General features: G+C 42.8%; 13 protein-coding genes. 8 read left to right on the top strand and 5 right to left on the bottom strand.

Annotation, left to right across the window (positions count from 1 at the left end; all coding sequences use genetic code 11):
• Positions 1–75: 75 nt before the first annotated feature.
• Together pdsS and pdsR are read right to left on the bottom strand one after the other, a co-directional pair.
• Positions 76–2,247: a proteobacterial dedicated sortase system histidine kinase gene (gene pdsS / locus HNW13_RS21610; RefSeq protein WP_192116111.1), complete on the bottom strand. Its 2,172-nt coding sequence runs from the start codon at positions 2,245–2,247 to the stop codon at positions 76–78.
• Between the two features lie 3 nt (positions 2,248–2,250).
• Positions 2,251–2,940: a proteobacterial dedicated sortase system response regulator gene (gene pdsR / locus HNW13_RS21605; protein ID WP_011637090.1), complete on the bottom strand. Its 690-nt coding sequence runs from the start codon at positions 2,938–2,940 to the stop codon at positions 2,251–2,253.
• A 261-nt stretch (positions 2,941–3,201) separates the two neighbouring features.
• On the opposite strand from pdsR, the gene pdsO reads away from it, so the two are divergent.
• From pdsO to HNW13_RS21590, 3 genes are all read left to right on the top strand, one after another.
• Positions 3,202–3,969: a sortase-associated OmpA-like protein PdsO gene (pdsO, locus tag HNW13_RS21600; protein WP_192116110.1), complete on the top strand. Its 768-nt coding sequence runs from the start codon at positions 3,202–3,204 to the stop codon at positions 3,967–3,969.
• Between the two features lie 89 nt (positions 3,970–4,058).
• Positions 4,059–6,227 carry a marine proteobacterial sortase target protein gene (locus HNW13_RS21595; RefSeq protein ID WP_192116109.1) on the top strand — a complete coding sequence of 723 codons (2,169 nt, stop codon included), beginning with the start codon at positions 4,059–4,061 and terminating at the stop codon, positions 6,225–6,227.
• Positions 6,228–6,241: 14 nt separating this feature from the next.
• Positions 6,242–6,874 (top strand): class GN sortase, encoded by a 633-nt coding sequence (locus HNW13_RS21590; RefSeq protein WP_101087531.1) that lies wholly within the window; start codon positions 6,242–6,244, stop codon positions 6,872–6,874.
• A gap of 82 nt (positions 6,875–6,956) precedes the next feature.
• Here HNW13_RS21590 and ilvN read toward each other — a convergent pair whose 3' ends face one another.
• The 3 genes from ilvN to HNW13_RS21575 all read right to left on the bottom strand — a co-directional run bounded on the left by ilvN (position 6,957) and on the right by HNW13_RS21575 (position 10,726).
• Entirely contained in the window at positions 6,957–7,451 is a 495-nt protein-coding gene (gene ilvN, locus HNW13_RS21585; protein ID WP_101087532.1) for an acetolactate synthase small subunit, read from the bottom strand.
• On the bottom strand, positions 7,451–9,169 hold the full coding sequence (locus tag HNW13_RS21580; protein ID WP_101087533.1) for an acetolactate synthase 3 large subunit: 1,719 nt from the start codon (positions 9,167–9,169) through the stop codon (positions 7,451–7,453). Before HNW13_RS21580 ends, ilvN begins: the two co-directional genes overlap by 1 nt.
• Before the next feature lie 396 nt (positions 9,170–9,565).
• Positions 9,566–10,726 carry a multidrug effflux MFS transporter gene (locus HNW13_RS21575; RefSeq protein WP_182744867.1) on the bottom strand — a complete coding sequence of 387 codons (1,161 nt, stop codon included), beginning with the start codon at positions 10,724–10,726 and terminating at the stop codon, positions 9,566–9,568.
• A 427-nt stretch (positions 10,727–11,153) separates the two neighbouring features.
• On the opposite strand from HNW13_RS21575, the gene HNW13_RS21570 reads away from it, so the two are divergent.
• The 5 genes from HNW13_RS21570 (at position 11,154) to HNW13_RS21550 (ending at position 17,379) form a co-directional block, all read left to right on the top strand.
• Positions 11,154–11,903, top strand: a complete 750-nt coding sequence (locus HNW13_RS21570) for an IS5 family transposase (protein ID WP_124011573.1) — start codon at positions 11,154–11,156, stop codon at positions 11,901–11,903.
• Entirely contained in the window at positions 11,900–13,801 is a 1,902-nt protein-coding gene (locus HNW13_RS21565) for a choice-of-anchor I family protein (RefSeq protein WP_192116107.1), read from the top strand. The genes HNW13_RS21570 and HNW13_RS21565 overlap by 4 nt, the downstream gene beginning before the upstream one ends.
• A 214-nt stretch (positions 13,802–14,015) precedes the next feature.
• Positions 14,016–15,755 (top strand): SulP family inorganic anion transporter, encoded by a 1,740-nt coding sequence (locus HNW13_RS21560; protein ID WP_182744869.1) that lies wholly within the window; start codon positions 14,016–14,018, stop codon positions 15,753–15,755.
• 228 nt (positions 15,756–15,983) lie between these two features.
• Complete coding sequence (locus tag HNW13_RS21555; RefSeq protein ID WP_182744848.1) at positions 15,984–16,607, top strand: 2OG-Fe(II) oxygenase; 624 nt, start codon at positions 15,984–15,986, stop codon at positions 16,605–16,607.
• A gap of 181 nt (positions 16,608–16,788) precedes the next feature.
• Positions 16,789–17,379 (top strand): GNAT family N-acetyltransferase, encoded by a 591-nt coding sequence (locus HNW13_RS21550; protein WP_192116149.1) that lies wholly within the window; start codon positions 16,789–16,791, stop codon positions 17,377–17,379.
• The last annotated feature ends 29 nt before the right edge of the window (positions 17,380–17,408 follow it).

Raw genomic sequence — 17,408 nt, 5'->3', positions numbered from 1 at the left:
CGGTGAATGATCTACTGATGTTCATCATCCTAGCACCAACAAACCTAAATAAAAGCGCCTAAATGCTGTGGTTGACTATTTTTCATCACTCAAAGGTAACGTGAGGCATATTTCAACCCCTTCAATGTCGTTCTCTATTATGTTGGTTGCTTTAATGCTGCCATGGTGAAAGTCGGTAACTAATCGGGCAATGTATAAGCCTAAACCAAGATGAGGCTTACCATTAATACCTTGAGGCCTGATAGACACCATAGATTCAAAAATTTGGCTGTTCATGTCTTTTGGCAGTAAAGGACCAATGTTACTGACTTTTAATATTGCCTGTTTATGATATTGGGTCAGGCTGACGGTGACGGCGCTGTCGGGCTGATGAAATTCAATGGCGTTGTTGATCAGTTTATCCATTAATTGGGCGATGTATTCCGGTACACCGTCGCAAGACATGGCTTTATCTTCAATGTGGATGCTAAAGAGCTGGTCTGGATAAGTCATTTGATAGCCTTGCATACAACCGCTAATCACTTTCTTTAATGAAAAACGACAGCTTTCAGCTTGGGTTAAACTGGCTTCCAAGCGAGTTGCTTCGCTTAAGTTATTTAAAATAAGGTGTAGGCGGCTGACACCTTCTTGGGTACGGCTAACATATTTTTGTGATTGCTCGTCCAGTTGTTGCAAGCCTAAGTGTTCAAGTGAGCTGCGCACCACGGCAACAGGGGTACGCAGTTCGTGCGATAAACGCGACGACATATTTTCTAAATAATGAGTGTATTGCCCAAGGCGGCTGACAATACTTGAAAAGCTGCGTGACAAATCACCGATTTCATCTCGATTTTTTGATGCCACAATCTGCTGTCTTACTCGGCCCTGGCTGTCGATGGCGAGTTCAGCCTGATCACGTAAACGGCGAATGCGGCTTGAAATACTCGAGGCAAAAATAAACAAGGCTAATGTGCCCATGCTCATAATAGTTAATATGACGTTAAACAGTTTTTCCAGGGCGCGGTTACGCAGGCTGCGAATGCCGTGAGTGGTTTCTTCTGCAATAACTACCCCCATGACTTTATCGTCAATCCAAATTGGGCTTGCTGCGGCTAATACCACGGCTTTGTTGTCTGGGGTTAAGCGCCATGTAGAGCCTTGTTTGCCGCTTAAGGCTTTTTCAATATGGCTGCCAGTGAGTTCAGTTGAATCTTGCAGTGAATCGATAAAGTCTTGTGGCGGACGAGTTAATATTTTGTAGTATAACGGCAGAATATATTGCTGCTTAAAGTGCAGCCAAAACGACTCAGGTTGATTGACCTCGATATCATCTGCCCAGGTGTTGGACGATGAACGAATATCACCAGATTTTGCCAGTACGCGGCCATGATTATCGACGACCCAAATACGTGAGCTGTTGTGGCTCATGCCTTTAATGATATTTTCAATTTCAGGCGAGGGCACTAACACCGTGCCTAAACTGGCTACTGAGTCGGTGGCTGAGGTACCAATAACATTCACTAATTGACGTGTTTTTGTATCGTTTACATTATGAATCGCAAAACCTAATTTACTGCCTACCATTTCGAGTGGCAGTCTAAACTCAATATTGTATCCCTTGTCGGTTTTTAACCACTGGCCTTGAATGCGCACTTCTGGGGTAACGGGCATCGATTGGCTGGGGTCGGCGGGTAATTCAAACGCACTAAGCCAACCACTTTTGGTATTGGCAATAATATAACGCCTGAACTGACCGTCTGGGGATTGAGTTGCCATGACTAAGTGATCGTTTCTATCAATGCGTAAGCTTTTACGGTTACGGAAAATCAGGTTCGGGTCATTAACGTTGAAAAATCCGTATAAATAGCCGCCGTATTTGCCCACCATATGGCTAAAGCTAATATCGATTGGCTCAGTTTCGCTGCGCTGATAAATAACATGTTTGTCTGAATAGTTAAGGGTGCGATGTTGGTATAAATCCCAGTCACTCAGTTTACCGTCGAGTTGAATGGGCCCAGCTAACGGGTAGGCGTATAAGTCGCGGCCTTTTTCAACTTGGTTTAAAAAGCTGGCTTGGTTATCAAATAATTTTGGTCGCTCATGTAGCGCCGTAGCAAGCGCTTGAGTGGTGCCTTCAAGGGTTTTTTCTTGGCCATAACGCAGGTACTTCTCCATTTCCCACACATATTCATACCCAAGCCATGGTAGGCAGAGTAAAAACAGCGACAAAATGACGACCTTGGCACGCAGCCCTATCGGTAAATTCATCTGTTAGATATTGTCCCAGCGGTAGCCCATGCCATAAACGGTATCGATACAGTCAAACTCAGCGTCGATAACGATAAACTTTTTCCTAATGCGCTTAACGTGCGAGGTGATCGTGCTGTCGTCGACGTAAATTTTAGCTTCTTGCATTAAATCCTGACGGCTGCGCACATGTCCTGGATGTTTGGCCATGGCATGAACCATCCAAAACTCGGTCACGGTCAGTTCAATGGGTTGCGATTTCCAATATACCTGAATGCGATTGCCATCGATGGTGAGGTGGCCGCGCTCAAGTAAGTTGTCTTCTATTGGGCTTGAACCGATTAATTCTGAACGGCGAAACAGGGCGGCAATACGGGCCATTAAATGGGGGAAACTGACTTCTTTTGTTAAATAATCATCGGCCCCTAAACGCAGACCACACACGGTGTCAAAGTCACTGTCGCGTGCGGTTAAAAAGATGATTGGTAGGCTGCTCGACATTGCACGCAGTGCCTGGCATAGGGTAAAACCGCCGTCTATTTCATGTTCTAAGCCAATATCAATAATGGCTAGGTCTGGTAAGCGGGCATTAAAGGCGAGCATGGCTGCGGGGCGATTTGCATAGGCTTGAACACTATACCCTTGCTGTTGCAGGACATCTTTGTAGTTTTCGCGGATAGCGGCTTCGTCTTCAACAATGGCAATTCGTTTCATGGGATGATTTCAATTAATAGGCTGATAATTAGATACAGTACTGACTATACAGGATTTTATCGACCAAAAAAGCCGTTGACGGCAATTGCCATATTGTTGCCACATTTGATCGCCACATTGCCATTTTTGCTCCCCAATAAAGCCACCTATGAGGTGTTTAATAGCGACATAGAGTTAATCAGCAACGCATTAACTCATGTATTGATGATAACCATCATTTTTTAAACAACCACTTTAAACAACCGCTAAAAGGGATTCTTTATGAAAAAGCAACTTATTGCCGCAACAATTATTTCTACCATGATGATTTCAAACGTCAGTTGGGCAAATGACAATGACCATAGCATGAGCGAAGAGCGCGAACACACAGAAGAGCTAGTGGGTTTGAGCTCTGGGATTTTACTCGGTGCTGTTATCGGCGGCCCAGTGGGTGCCATTATTGGTGCATTTACCGGTACGTTTATTGGTAAGTCGGTTGGCGATGAAGCAGAACTCAGCGTCCAGAAACAACAATTAGTGCAGCAAGAACAAAAATTAACGCAAACTAACGAGCAATTAATGGCATTGAGCACTAAGCAGCAGTCGTTGGAGCAAGTGTCGGAGAAATATTATCAATTACAGTCTAACTTGGCTGAACAAAAAGCGAATCAACAACAAACGCTTAATGAGTTAACCATTGGAATGAATGTGCAGTTTAAAACCGGTTCGAGCCATATTGAGCCGTTATTTGAACAACAATTAGATAATGTGGCTTACATGATGAGCTTGTCACCAGAATTGACAATAGATTTAACGGGTTATGCCGACCGCCGTGGCGATAATGATTTCAACCAAGCCTTGTCTGAACAGCGTTTAGCTGAAGTGACACAATACTTAGTTACCCAAGGCATTGCCCGCGAGCGTTTGCATGGACAGGCTTATGGTTCAACGTTGCCAATGCACCAGGAACAAAATTTTGAAAACGACTTTTTTGATCGTCGGGTGACGCTCAAGTTATTAGCCCCAGGTGCTGAACTTGCTGCTAACTAAATTTACACGTCGATTTTCCTTTTTGTTTTGAATATTACCCATCTAGGCGCAAACATTGATGTTGTAGCCTAAATGGGTGAGGAGCTAGTATGCGCCCGTTGTTTTTAATCTCACATTTGTCTATTAAACCTGTTTGTAAATCGCTGTGTTTTGGTTTGTTGTTTGTCATTTATGCCAGTATTACAACGGCATTTGCATCACCGTCTGGGTATCAATATGACGATATCACTCAAGGAACATTAGAGTACTTTCAACAAAATCAAGTGATACAAGCTTTTGCGCTAGATACACAAGTGAGCATGGATGTGTCGGGATTACTCAATCGGGTCACCGTTAAGCAAGTGTTTATCAATGATTCTGATCAATGGGTGAATGGGCGATACCTATTTCCGTTACCTGAAACTGCAGCTGTCGATAGCATGCAGTTACGCATTGGCGACAAAGTCATAGCAGGACAAATACAACCTAAAAAACAAGCATTACAGACTTTTGAAACTGCCAAGAAACAAGGTAAACAAGCGAGTTTGTTACAGCAACAACGACGCAATTTGTTTACCTCAGATGTGGCCAATTTAGGGCCACACGAGCAACTCGTGGTAGAAATTAGTTATCAACAAAAGGTTGAGTATCGTGATGGGCTGTTTAGTTTACGTTTTCCATTAGCGATAACACCGCGTTATAACCCGCAAGCAGATCGCACTACCGAGCAGCCGCCATTGGCCATGCCATCGAGCGCTAATACGGCGACATCTGTTAAACAAGTAATACCTGAACTAAATGTGAAGATGCAGGTGAACATTGATGCCGGTTTTGAACTAACCTCATTAAACAGTCTTTATCATCCGATTAAACAGTCTATTGCCGGTAATCATTACAGTGTTAACTTTGACGGCAAGCAAATTGCTGACCGTGATTTTGTGCTGCAATGGCAGGCTAACGTAGGGGCATTACCACAAGCCGCGACGTTTTATCAAACCGGTAAAACCCATGTGATAAACAATAGCGTTGGACATGAACAGACAGCACAAAGACAACCCAATCCGGTTGATAACAATATGTACTCGCTCTTGATGTTAATGCCGCCGAGTGTGGAAGTGAGCGAGCAACACCTTATTGCCAGAGAACTGATTTTAGTTATCGATACGTCTGGTTCTATGTCTGGCCAGTCTATTACTCAAGCCAAGCAAGCATTACAGTTCGCACTAGCGGGACTGCGTGACATCGACAGCTTTAATATTATTGAATTTAATAGTGACGTAACAATGTTATCTGCCACGCCATTGTCTGCTAATAGCCGTAATATTGGTAAAGCAAACCGATTTATTCAGTCACTAGATGCTGATGGCGGCACCGAAATGCGCAGTGCATTACAAACTGCGCTGGTGGACAGCGTACAGCAAGATTCAGATCAAACCGATGCTCACAGCGAAATGTTACGCCAAGTGATTTTTATGACCGACGGTGCCGTTGGCAACGAACATGAGTTGTATCAGCTTATTAATGATCAATTGGGTGACAGCCGATTATTCACGGTCGGAATTGGCTCTGCGCCGAACTCCGATTTTATGCGCCGAGCGGCAACAATGGGTCGAGGAACATTTACCTATATTGGTAAAGAGTCTGAAGTGCAGCAAAAAATTGAACAATTACTTAATAAAATTGAGCAACCCGTGCTGACCAATATTGGCTTGTACTATCTTGATGGCAGTGTACCGGACTATTGGCCGACCACCATTAGCGATTTATACCAAAATGAACCCCTTTGGGTAAGTATTAAATCGGCGTCACACCAACAACAGCCCATCATAGTGTCTGGCAATATTAATGGTCAATATTGGCAGCAACAACTTGATTTTGAAGAGAACCAAGCAGCTAAGGGGATTGATTTGTTATGGGCAAATGCGCAAATAACATCACTTGAGCTTTATAAAGACAATGCCAGCCGCGACCGCGTCAATAAGCAAGTTGAAGCATTAGGCTTGTTGTATCACTTAGTGACCAGTCAGACCAGTTTAGTTGCGGTGGATGTGACACCGGTTAACCCATTAATTGATAGCCCTATAGATGTGCAGTTACAGCCGCATATGCCCCATGGATTAAATGCATCGCAGTCGTCGCAAGTATTGCCACAAACCGGTACCGCTAGTCGATTATGGTTATTAATTGGTTTTAGTTTGCTTGGCTTAGGATTGTTGCACTATTTATGGTTAAGACAGCGCTTACCAGGCCAATTGTTAGTGATTGAATCACATGATTAAACAGGAGCGGAAATATGCAGCGAACAATATCACCGACCAAGCATTGGATTGTGATTGTGCTTCTAAGCGTACTGGGATGTGCATTATTATTACAGGGAGGTTATATGCAAGCTAAAGCCCATTTTGCCCAGTTTTTAATTGAACGGGCTTTTGAAAAAACCTTGGCAGATAGCCAACCACATAAACCCTGGTCTTGGGCAGACACTCACCCGGTAGCTAAGATGCGTGTGTTGCAACAACACAATGATAGCTTGCAACCTTTAGGCAGTGACTTGTACGTATTAGCGGGGGCCTCTGGGCGTAATTTAGCCTTTGGCCCTGGGTTAATGTTAGCGGGGGCGGCGTTGGGTGAGCAGGGCAATATGATAATTGCCGGCCATCGAGACAGTCATTTTATGCGTTTACAATACGTTAAGGTTGGCGACATGATTGAACTTTATAGCACTGCAGGTGAGCGAGTGTTATATCAAATTACTACCACCCATGTGGTGCATGAAACCGACTTAGATGTGCTGGCTCCCACAGCAGAAAGTCATTTAACCTTGATAACCTGTTATCCGTTTGACCAACTGAGTGGCAATGCCGAATATCGCTATATTGTTGAAGCTAAACCAATCGATACAAAACCGCGATACAGTGTGAGTTAGCTATTTATGGCCACTTGTCTTAATTGCAATAAAAAAGCAGAGCCCAATAGGACTCTGCTTTTTTGTGTCAGACAACCTGTAATTAGGCTCTCATTGATTTTTCACCTCGGGCTAAACCAACCACACCAGAACGCGATATTTCAATCACTTTGGTCATATCGGTGATCGCATGGATAAACGCATCAATTTTATCGCTGGTTCCGACCATTTGGATCGTATAAATATTGGCGGTAACATCAACGATTTGGCCACGAAAAATATCCGCAGTGCGTTTGACTTCTTCGCGTTGATCGCCTTGAGCTTTCACTTTAACTAAGGCAATTTCACGTTCAATATAGGCCGACTCGGTAATGTTAGCCACTTTCAAAATATCGATAAGCTTATGCAATTGTTTTTCAATTTGCTCAAGAATATTGGCATCAGCAATCACGGTAATATTTAAGCGTGACAAGGTCACATCTTCAGTCGGCGCAACGGTTAAGCTTTCGATGTTGTAACCGCGTTGAGAAAATAATCCCACCACTCGTGACAAAGCGCCTGGTTGGTTTTCAAGTAATACAGAAATAATACGACGCATTAGCTTTTCTCCGTTTTGCTTAGCCACATTTCGTTCATCGCGCCGCCGCGAATCAGCATTGGGTACACATGTTCAGTCTCGTCTACGCTGATATCAACAAACACTAACTTGTCTTTCATCGCCAAGGCTTCAGCCAGCTTAGATTCTAATTCATCTGGATGATTAATGTTCATTCCCACATGGCCATAGGCTTCAGCAATTTTGGCAAAGTTAGGCACAGAATCCATATAAGAATGGGAATGACGACCTGAATAAATCATGTCCTGCCACTGTTTCACCATGCCAAGGAAGCGGTTGTTTAAGTTGATAATTTTAACCGGAGTATCATATTGCAGTGCCGTTGAAAGCTCCTGAATATTCATTTGGATAGAACCATCACCCGTAACGCACACTACAGTCGCTTCAGGGAACGCCATTTTAACGCCCATTGCCGCAGGTAAACCAAAGCCCATGGTGCCTAATCCACCTGAGTTAATCCAACGGCGTGGTTTATCGAACGGATAATATAACGCGGCAAACATTTGATGTTGGCCGACATCCGACGCCACATAAGCGTCACCATTGGTGAGTTTGTACAATGTTTCAATAACTTGCTGTGGTTTGATTCTATCTGTAGTGCGATCGAACTCTAAGCTCTTTCGTGAACGCCAAATTTCAATGTCGCTCCACCATGCTGCCATAGCAGTAGCATCATTGGTGTCCTTGGATTCATCAAGTAGATCTAACATGCCGTCTAAAATATTGTCGGCAGAGCCAACAATTGGAATATCGACCCGAACCGTTTTAGAGATAGAAGATGGATCAATATCGATGTGTAAAATGGTGGCGTTAGGACAATATTTTTCAACATTGTTGGTGGTGCGGTCGTCAAAACGGACCCCAATACCAAAGATTAAATCGGTGTTGTGCATTGCCATATTCGCTTCGTATAAACCATGCATTCCTAGCATGCCTAAACTCTGCTTATGGGTGCCAGGAAACGCGCCTAAGCCCATCAAAGTACTCACGACAGGGATGTTTAAACGTTCGGCAAGGGCAAGTATTTGTGCATCACAACCCGAAATAATCGCGCCACCACCGACATATAATACCGGTTTTTTAGCCGCTAACAGGGCTTGTAAACCGCGACGAATTTGGCCTTTATGACCCGATGTAGTGGGGTTATACGAACGCATTTTAACGCTGTCCGGATAAACATAATCATGCAGTATATCTGGGCTTAAACAGTCTTTAGGCAAATCAATGACCACAGGGCCAGGGCGACCGGTAGCGGCAATGAAAAAGGCTTTTTTAACCGTTTCTGGAATGTCTTTTGCGTCTGTTATTAAAAAACTGTGCTTTACGATAGGGCGTGAAATACCAATCATGTCGCATTCTTGGAAGGCATCATTACCAATCAAATTACTCGGCACTTGACCAGACAACACAACCAGTGGGATTGAATCCATGTAAGCAGTGGCAATACCAGTAATAGCATTGGTAGCACCAGGGCCTGAAGTGACTAACACGACGCCAACTTTGCCAGTTGCACGGGCATAACCATCAGCCATGTGCACAGCGGCTTGTTCATGACGAACTAGGATGTGTTCAATACCAGATATTTTATGCAGAGAATCATAGATGTCTAATACCGAACCACCGGGATAACCGAAGATATGGCTGACACCTTCATCTATTAATGAGCGCACGATCATACTCGCGCCAGAAAGCTTTTCCATGAAATGAATCCTTGTTAAGTTACCGTATGGTAAACAGTATCTTGTATACAACGACGGTAATCGTTTTAAAAAATAAGTTTGAAGGATAATCCAAACTCGAAGATTGAAATTGCTGTCGCAATATTCAATGGCTGGTTTCATTGTTACTGAACAAGTAACTAGCCTCCATCTTATGTAAATTTATTTTTACTGCAACCCCTTTAGTTAATTATTTTTCAAGGTTGAAATCATTTCATGTTTATGGGCTGTTTTTGGTTGTTGTGATGAGTTTGATGTTTAAGTGCTGCTATTTGCTCGGCGAAAGGGGATTGATAGTGTCTATCACCAATAATAAGGCAATAAAAAGACCACTAAAATAGTGGCCTCTGCATAATGTTATTTCAGAAATATTTTGCGTTATTCAGTTTTAGGTAAGGTACTTTGAAAAAACTGACATAATCCGACTAGCAATATTGCGCCAAGCATCAGCGCTGAAAAGGGCACGGCAGTACCATCATAAAAGTACGCCAACAGTGGCCCCGCTACTGCACCAAAACCAAATCTTAGCGTACCAATGACGGCAGTTGCGGTGCCGGTTTCTTGCTTGAACTTCATTAATACAATGGCGTCTGCATTGACCGACATGACCCCGAGCGAACCCATTAAAGGGATAAGCATTAACACGGTAAAATGATAACTTAAATCAAGTAAATTAACCGCTAGTAGGCCGGTTGCGGCAATGACGCCGAAGAATGTTGCTACGTGTAACATCCGTTTAGATCCGAATCGGGTTACCACTCTAGAGTTAACAATATTGGCGAGCATCAAGGCTCCCACATTGGTGCTAAATAAAATCGCAAACAGCGATTTATCTAAATTAAACACTTCCATGTAAATAAATGGCGAAGCGGTTAAGTAACAAAAGAAAGCAAATGACGTTAATACACCGCTGGATAAATTCAGTTTGACGCCATTGCGAGCAAAGACTGTGTAGTAACCGCCTAAAAATGTCTTTTGACTGCGACTGCCAAGATCTTTATCGCTGGGCATTTTTAGTTTAAATAATACTAATACCAATAACGTGATGGCATAACAACTTTGGCTTAAAAAGATAAGATGCCAATCACCGAGCTCCATAATTAAACTGCCCAAAGTAGGGGCAAGTAATGGTGCTAGCATCATGATAAGGCTTACATAAGACATACCTTTGGCGGTGTTGTCGCCATAGATCTCTTTAATATAACCCGGTACCACAACCGTGGCAGCTGCGCCAATGAGAGCTTGTGCAAAACGCAATATTAAAAACTGTTCAATACTGGTACTAAGTGCAATTAACAAGCTGATAATGGTGAAACCTAATAACCCAAAAATCACCAGTGGTCGACGACCAATTTTATCGGCAAGGGGGCCAAAAATCAGCATGCCTAAGGCATAACCTGCAAGATAAATACTGAGTGACTGTTGTACTGTGGTGATGTCGGTCTCAAAACCTAATGCCAGCATGGACATTGCCGGTAAGTACATGTCTATGGCTAAAGGCGTAATGGCGACAATAGCGGCAAGCATAGGGATTAGCATCGCTAAGTGGGGAATACCCGCAGAGACTGGAGACGAGTCGAATTTTGATGGCGATACCACGTGAACCTCATGTGCTTTAGGTGTTGCAGACGATGCTAATTTAATCAACGCTAGTTTACCACGATATTAGACATTTACTGCGGCTGATTTTGTAATGAATAATATGTACAGATTGTGCTTACATTTTCATTATATTGATTTTTATTGATGGCACATAAATGCAACATTATTGTCATTAAAGCTTCATTGTTTTTGATTAGATTATTCGCTTTAGATTACCAACCTCTATTCGGAACTTTAGTTTATGATGCGCTTTGTTCAAGGAAAAACGGCACTGCTAGGGGCTGTTGATCTTTGTTTGAATTTTGTGCGAAGAAGGTAATCTCGTATAATTCACTTCGCCAAAAACAAATACAACGAGATTACCATGCCCCGATTAATGCTCACTGATGAGATGTGGTCGAAGCTAAAAGCTATTCTGCTTGATGATAGAGTTTATAACAAGCAAGAGCATCGATTTACGATGGAAGGGATCCTTTACCGATTGCGTGTCGGCTGCCCTTGGCGAGATTTACCTGAATATTTTGGCTTATGGAATACCATTTACCGTCGTTTTTTACTGTGGTCAAGAAAAGGTATTTTACTCAGGCTGTTCAAAACATTATCGACTAATAGTGATACTGAATGGGAATTTATTGATGGAAGTTATGTAAAAGCACATCAACACAGTTCAGGTGCATCATCTGATGAAAATCAAGCAATTGGGCTAAGTCGTGGTGGTAATACAAGCAAAATCCATCTCGCGGTAGATAGCTATGGTTTACCGATAGAATTCATTGTTACAGGTGGAGAAGTTCATGATAGTAAAGCAGCTAATGCCCTTATTGAACTGTTGCCACAAAGTCATTTTATTATTGCAGACAAAGGCTACGACAGTGAAGCGATTAGAGATAAAGTGCGTGAATGTGGTTCAAAGCCAGTGATCCCTAGAAGACAAAATTCGAAGCAAGGAAATGGCGATATCGATTGGTGTTTATACAAATATCGGCATTTAGTTGAAAATGCTTTTGCTCGGCTTAAGCATTTTAGAGCGATAGCGACCCGCTATGATAAATTGAAAATTAATTTTGAAAGCCTGCTGGCTCTAGCTTGCTCTATAATTTGGCTGCCAATGTGAAAGATCAACAGCCCCTAGTGTCTGCAATAATGACCACCATGCTACTAACAGCGTGCGATGGCGATGACGGCCAAATGGGCTCAAAGGGTGATAGTGGCGTAGACGGAGCCAGTGGTAATAATGGTTTATCTGCTTTGGTTAGTGTAACCCCTCTTGCTGTAGGTCATGATCAGTGCGCGTTTGGTGGTCAGCAAATTGACACTGGATTAGACACTAATAGTAACGGTGTATTAGAGATGAGTGAGGTTGATAGCAACCAAACTCAAACGATTTGTAATGTTACCCAAAATACTTTGGCAGTTGATTTAGTGGGGCGTTATCAGTCTGGTGTTTATGGCTTAAGTGCTGCAGAAATTGTCGATTATCATCCGTTGAGTCAGAGCGCATTTGTGGTGAATGCTCAAAGTGGCAAAGTAGATGTACTCGATTTATCGACATTAACTCAAACAGCCGTTCAAGATGAAGCAGGCTACAGTTTAAATAATATTGCCAAAAAGACCGAATTGAATATTAGCGTCGATACCGGGTTAACCTTACTGGGCGCCGTGAACAGTGTCAGTGTCTCGGGTAATTTGTTAGCGGCAGCCGTTGAGCGAGGCGATGCGTTAGGTAACGCTACTCAAGGTAATGGTATAGTGGCGTTCTATCGATTATCTGAAAGCGCGTTACCCGTTTATTTGTCGTTTGTTGAGGTGGGTGCATTACCTGATAATGTCACTTTTAGCCCTGACGGTAGAGTGTTGTTAGTTGCCGATGAAGGTGAGCCTAATAGCGCTTATGATGTTGACCCTGAAGGTTCTGTTGCGTTAATTGCCATTGTGGGTGGTGTGCCCGCAACCACGGCAACTGTCATTGATTTTAAGGATTTTAATATTGGTGGTACGCGTAATTCAGAGCTTAATCCATTGATTAAAATTAATGGTCCTGGCGCGAGTGTGGCGCAAGATTTAGAGCCTGAGTACATTTCAGTGTCAGCTGACAGTCAATTTGCGTATGTCAGTTTACAAGAAAACAATGCTATTGCTGTGATTGATATAGCAACAGCAACGGTAAAGCGTATTATTGCATTAGGGCTTAAAGATTTTGGTTTAGACGCTAATAAAATTGATGCCAGTGACAAAGACGATGCCATAAATTTACAAGCTTATGAAGGTGTTTATGGTATGTATCAGCCTGATACTATTGCTAGTTATCGATGGAATAATACTGATTTTATCGTAACGGCCAACGAAGGTGATGCCCGCGACTATGACGGTTTTTCTGAAGAAGCTCGAGCTGAAGATTTGAATTTAGACCCTAACCATCCGCAGTTTGCTGCCGCACAAGATAAAACTCAACTTGGGCGCTTAAAAGTCACCACGAGTATGGGCGATGAGAATAATGATGGCTTAATGGATAAAATAGTCGCTTACGGTGGCCGTTCATTTTCGATTTGGACTGCAGAGGGGCAACAAGTTTTTGACAGTGGCAGTGATTTCGAGCGTATTACCGCGGCGTTATTAGCGATGAACTTCAATAACAACAACGATGAAAACAAAGGTGATAGCCGCAGCGACGACAAAGGCCCGGAGCCAGAGGCATTAGCTATTGGCCAAATAGGTTCACATACTTATGCCTTTATTGGTTTAGAACGCACCGGTGGTTTTATGATCTACGACATTACTAACCCTTTTGCCGTATCGTTTGTCGATTATGTTCGTAATCGTAATTTTGATGCCGACTTTGCCATTGATACCGACACCGGCGAAGTAGAAGGTGATGCCTCTTTAGCGGGTGATTTAGGTCCTGAGGGGATGAAGTTTATTGCTAGTCAATACAGCCCTACCGGATTGCCATTATTGTTAATTGGTAATGAAGTCAGCGGCACCACTGTGGTATATCAATTACGTTTACAGTAACGATATCGCTACTTCTGTATCATTACGGCTATTTTATATTAGCCACAAATTAGTAACTCAAAACGCCAAGTCTAACTCGCTTGGCGTTTTTTATTGGATGAAATTTTATTTATCGTTGGTGAATATGTCGTAATTAATTTGAAATAAAACTATGATAACAACCTGCTTTATTATTATTGAGGTTGTTGTGTTACTGAGTCGGTTATATGGATTTATGCCTGGTTTAGAAACCTTTTCTCGTTACGAGCGAAGCTGGCTTAAAGATGATGTTCGTGCTGGATTATCTGTTGCTGCAGTCGCTTTACCCGTGGCAATTGCGTATGCGCAGTTAACGGGCGTGAATGCAGCTGTAGGTTTGTATTCATGCGTGTTGCCGATGCTCATCTACGCCTTATTTGGCACCTCAAGACAACTAATCGTTGGCCCTGATGCTGCAACATGTGCGGTAATTGCCGCCGTTGTGACCCCTCTAGCGGCCGGCGATAGCCTAAAACATTGGCAATTAGTGATGACCATGACCGTGATGACAGGGTTTTGGTGCTTGATTGCAAGTCGATTTAAATTAGGCGTGTTAGCCGATTTCTTATCCAAACCCATTCTGATGGGGCTGCTTAACGGTGTCGCCATTACCATTATTGTGGGGCAATTCTCAAAAATATTCGGTTTTACCTTTGATGAAAAATACTTGCTTGAACGCCTAGGCGGTGCGCCAAGTTATTTATCACAAACTCACATACCGACATTGATGATGGCCATTCTCACTGTGGTTGTTTATTTTGTGATGAAGCGGTTAAAACCGACATGGCCAGCATCAATGTTTGCTATTGCAGTCGGTGGTGCATTGGTGTGGGCTTTTCATTTAACCGATTATGATGTGGCGGTTATTGGTAGCGTGGCAGGTGGTTTGCCATCATTTCAAGCTCCTGTGTTTAACATAGGTATTGCGCGTGAATTAGTGATGCCGGCACTCAACTTAGCCATGGTCAGTTTTGTGAGTATGATGCTGACCGCACGCAGTTTTGCTGCTAAAAATGGTTACGACATTGATGCCGACAAAGAGTTTAAAGCCTTAGGCTTAGCCAATATTGCTTCCGCATTATCGCAAGGTTTTGCCGTGAGTGGTGCAGATTCTCGTACTGCGGTGAACGATGCTAACGGCGGCAAAACTCAGTTAGTATCGGTAATTGCTGCGGTGTTAATCGCCGTAGTGGCGGTGTTTTTAACCGCGCCGTTAGAATTTATTCCCAGCGCAGCGCTCGGGGTAGTGTTAGTGATTGCCTCTGTGCACCTTATCGACTTAAAAGCGATTTGGGGCTTACGTTTACGTGATCGCCAAGCCTTTTATTTAGCTTTAACCACTTTCCTCGCAGTACTTTTTATTGGCGTGATCCCTGGGATCACCCTTGCAGTGTTATTAGGATTGTTTCAGTTTCTTCGTACGGTTATGCGACCGACGGATCAAGTGTTGGGACTGGATGCTAAAGGCATTATTCGCAGCTTAGATAGCAGCGACAAAGCCTCATCGGTACCTGGTGTATTTATTTATCGGTTCAATTCTCCGTTGACCTATTTTAATGCCACCTATTTTAAGCGCCGTCTACTTGAACGCTTTGCTCGGCAGAACCAACTTGAAACGGTCGAATGTGTGATTATAGATGCGGTACCTTGCTTTACTCATTTAGATCTAAGCGTAATGGCAATGCTGACCGACATCGATGTGTTATTAAGAAAGCGTGGTGTCAGTTTAGTATTGGCAGGGCGTAAGCGGCAGTTAATTAGTTGGTTTGAACAAACTGATATGGTGTCTGGCGAAGAGGGTATTACCATTCGTTCAGATTTATATCTCGCCTTAAAAATGCAACAAAGCCATGTTGCAGCCTGTGAAGCACAAAAGCTTGATGATAGTCATAGCGATGATTCAACCGAGACCGTATTAACACATAGTCAAATTTAACCATTAGGTTTACCTGGTACTGTGTGTTAGCTTGGTTTAAGTTTATGAATTATAATGATTTTAATAAATGTTGTTCATGGCTGTTTTATTCTATAAAATCGCCGAAAATAACCAAGGTATGGCAATCATACTTTGTAATGACGCCCCCTCGAAAATCAGGCCCTTAATTTCCTTTCTGTGCCCTTGAGTAAAGTAAAAAGCGTAGTCTTTCTGTTGGATGTGGCATATATGGTTTCGCAAGTAAGTGAAGCAATGCTGGATGTGATCGCAGATGCGTTAGTCGATAAAGGGTATATCCTTTTATCTGATATCATTCCTGATTATGTAAGTTTAGCCTTGCTTGAAAAAGTGCAAGCTCAGCAAGATATTGATTTTAAAAAAGCCGCCATCGGTCGAGGGATTGAACAACAAATCAATACTGAAATTCGCTCGGATAAAATTAGCTGGTTAGACAATCAAGATCATACCGACCGTGAATATTTATCGATTATGAGCCAATTGAAAGACGGGCTAAATCGTCGTTTGTTTATGGGGCTGTTTGACTTTGAAAGTCACTATGCTGTTTATGAGCCTGGTGCTTTTTATAAAAAACATGTTGATGCGCTGCATGGCAGCCAAAATCGTATTTTATCGACAGTATTTTTCTTGAATCCAGATTGGCAAGACAGCGATGGTGGCGAATTGATCATTTATGATGAGTTTGATGCACCTTTAGAAGTCGTTAATCCTAAAATTGGTACCTTGGTATTGTTTTTAAGTGAACGCTTTCCGCATGAAGTCAGGCCGACCACAAAAACCCGTAATAGTATTGCCGGCTGGTTTAGGGTGAGTAACGCGAATCACGGTTTTTAATTCTACCGTTGGTAAGGGATCCGTCTTTAGTGATTGGTTGTAGCAACAGCAAAACAATGTTTTTACGCGATAGATAAAAACATTGTAGTTGCTGGCTGTAAATCTATATGCAGTTAAGGTAATGTAACCTTTTACTATAAGGAGCGTTAATTTGAGCTGGATTAATAGACAAGATTGCTTAATGGGCGAACATGTTATCCTAGAGCCACTGTCTTTCGATCACGTTCCTGGATTAACTGTGGCTGCCAGTGATGGCGATTTGTGGACATTATGGTTTACGCAAATTCCTAATGCCGATGGTATGAAAGCGTATGTCGAGCATGCTTTAGCTTGTGAAAACAAAGGCGAAGCGGTCGCGTTTGCGGTGCGTGATAAAGTCTCTGGCAATATTATTGGTTGTACTCGAATTTGCCACAGGGACCAACCTAATCGTAGACTCGAAATAGGCTACACTTGGTACGCTAAATCTTATCAACGTAGTGCTATTAATACTGAGTCCAAGTTATTATTACTCCGCTATGCATTTAATACCTTAGATGCTATCGCGGTCGAATTCAGGACGCATTGGCATAATCATGCCTCTCGAAACGCTATCGCACGGTTGGGTGCTAAGCAAGATGGCATTATACGCAATCATAAAATTCAAGCTGACGGGACTATTCGTGACACTGTGGTGTTTTCGATTATTGAAACCGAATGGCCTCAAGTTGAACAATTTTTAACATCTCGTTTAGCGCATTATCAATCGTTAACTTTATCTCCAAATTTCTAAAAACGAAGGGAAACAACCATGAACAAATC

This window comes from Shewanella sp. BF02_Schw (assembly GCF_014596695.2).
In the GTDB taxonomy this organism is placed as follows: Bacteria; Pseudomonadota; Gammaproteobacteria; order Enterobacterales; family Shewanellaceae; genus Shewanella.
The sequence above is the reverse complement of the archived record's forward strand: the minus strand, read 5'-3'. Positions and strand labels throughout refer to the sequence as shown.

Excerpts from the sequence above, each read along its gene's own strand:
- pdsS (WP_192116111.1), bottom strand. The coding sequence starts at position 2,247 with ATGAATTTACCGATAGGGCTGCGTGCCAAGGTCGTCATTTTGTCGCTG.
- pdsR (WP_011637090.1), bottom strand. The coding sequence starts at position 2,940 with ATGAAACGAATTGCCATTGTTGAAGACGAAGCCGCTATCCGCGAAAAC.
- pdsO (WP_192116110.1), top strand. The coding sequence starts at position 3,202 with ATGAAAAAGCAACTTATTGCCGCAACAATTATTTCTACCATGATGATT.
- HNW13_RS21595 (WP_192116109.1), top strand. The coding sequence starts at position 4,059 with ATGCGCCCGTTGTTTTTAATCTCACATTTGTCTATTAAACCTGTTTGT.
- HNW13_RS21590 (WP_101087531.1), top strand. The coding sequence starts at position 6,242 with ATGCAGCGAACAATATCACCGACCAAGCATTGGATTGTGATTGTGCTT.
- ilvN (WP_101087532.1), bottom strand. The coding sequence starts at position 7,451 with ATGCGTCGTATTATTTCTGTATTACTTGAAAACCAACCAGGCGCTTTG.
- HNW13_RS21580 (WP_101087533.1), bottom strand. The coding sequence starts at position 9,169 with ATGGAAAAGCTTTCTGGCGCGAGTATGATCGTGCGCTCATTAATAGAT.
- HNW13_RS21575 (WP_182744867.1), bottom strand. The coding sequence starts at position 10,726 with ATGCTAATCCCTATGCTTGCCGCTATTGTCGCCATTACGCCTTTAGCC.
- HNW13_RS21570 (WP_124011573.1), top strand. The coding sequence starts at position 11,154 with ATGCCCCGATTAATGCTCACTGATGAGATGTGGTCGAAGCTAAAAGCT.
- HNW13_RS21560 (WP_182744869.1), top strand. The coding sequence starts at position 14,016 with ATGCCTGGTTTAGAAACCTTTTCTCGTTACGAGCGAAGCTGGCTTAAA.
- HNW13_RS21555 (WP_182744848.1), top strand. The coding sequence starts at position 15,984 with ATGGTTTCGCAAGTAAGTGAAGCAATGCTGGATGTGATCGCAGATGCG.
- HNW13_RS21550 (WP_192116149.1), top strand. The coding sequence starts at position 16,789 with ATGGGCGAACATGTTATCCTAGAGCCACTGTCTTTCGATCACGTTCCT.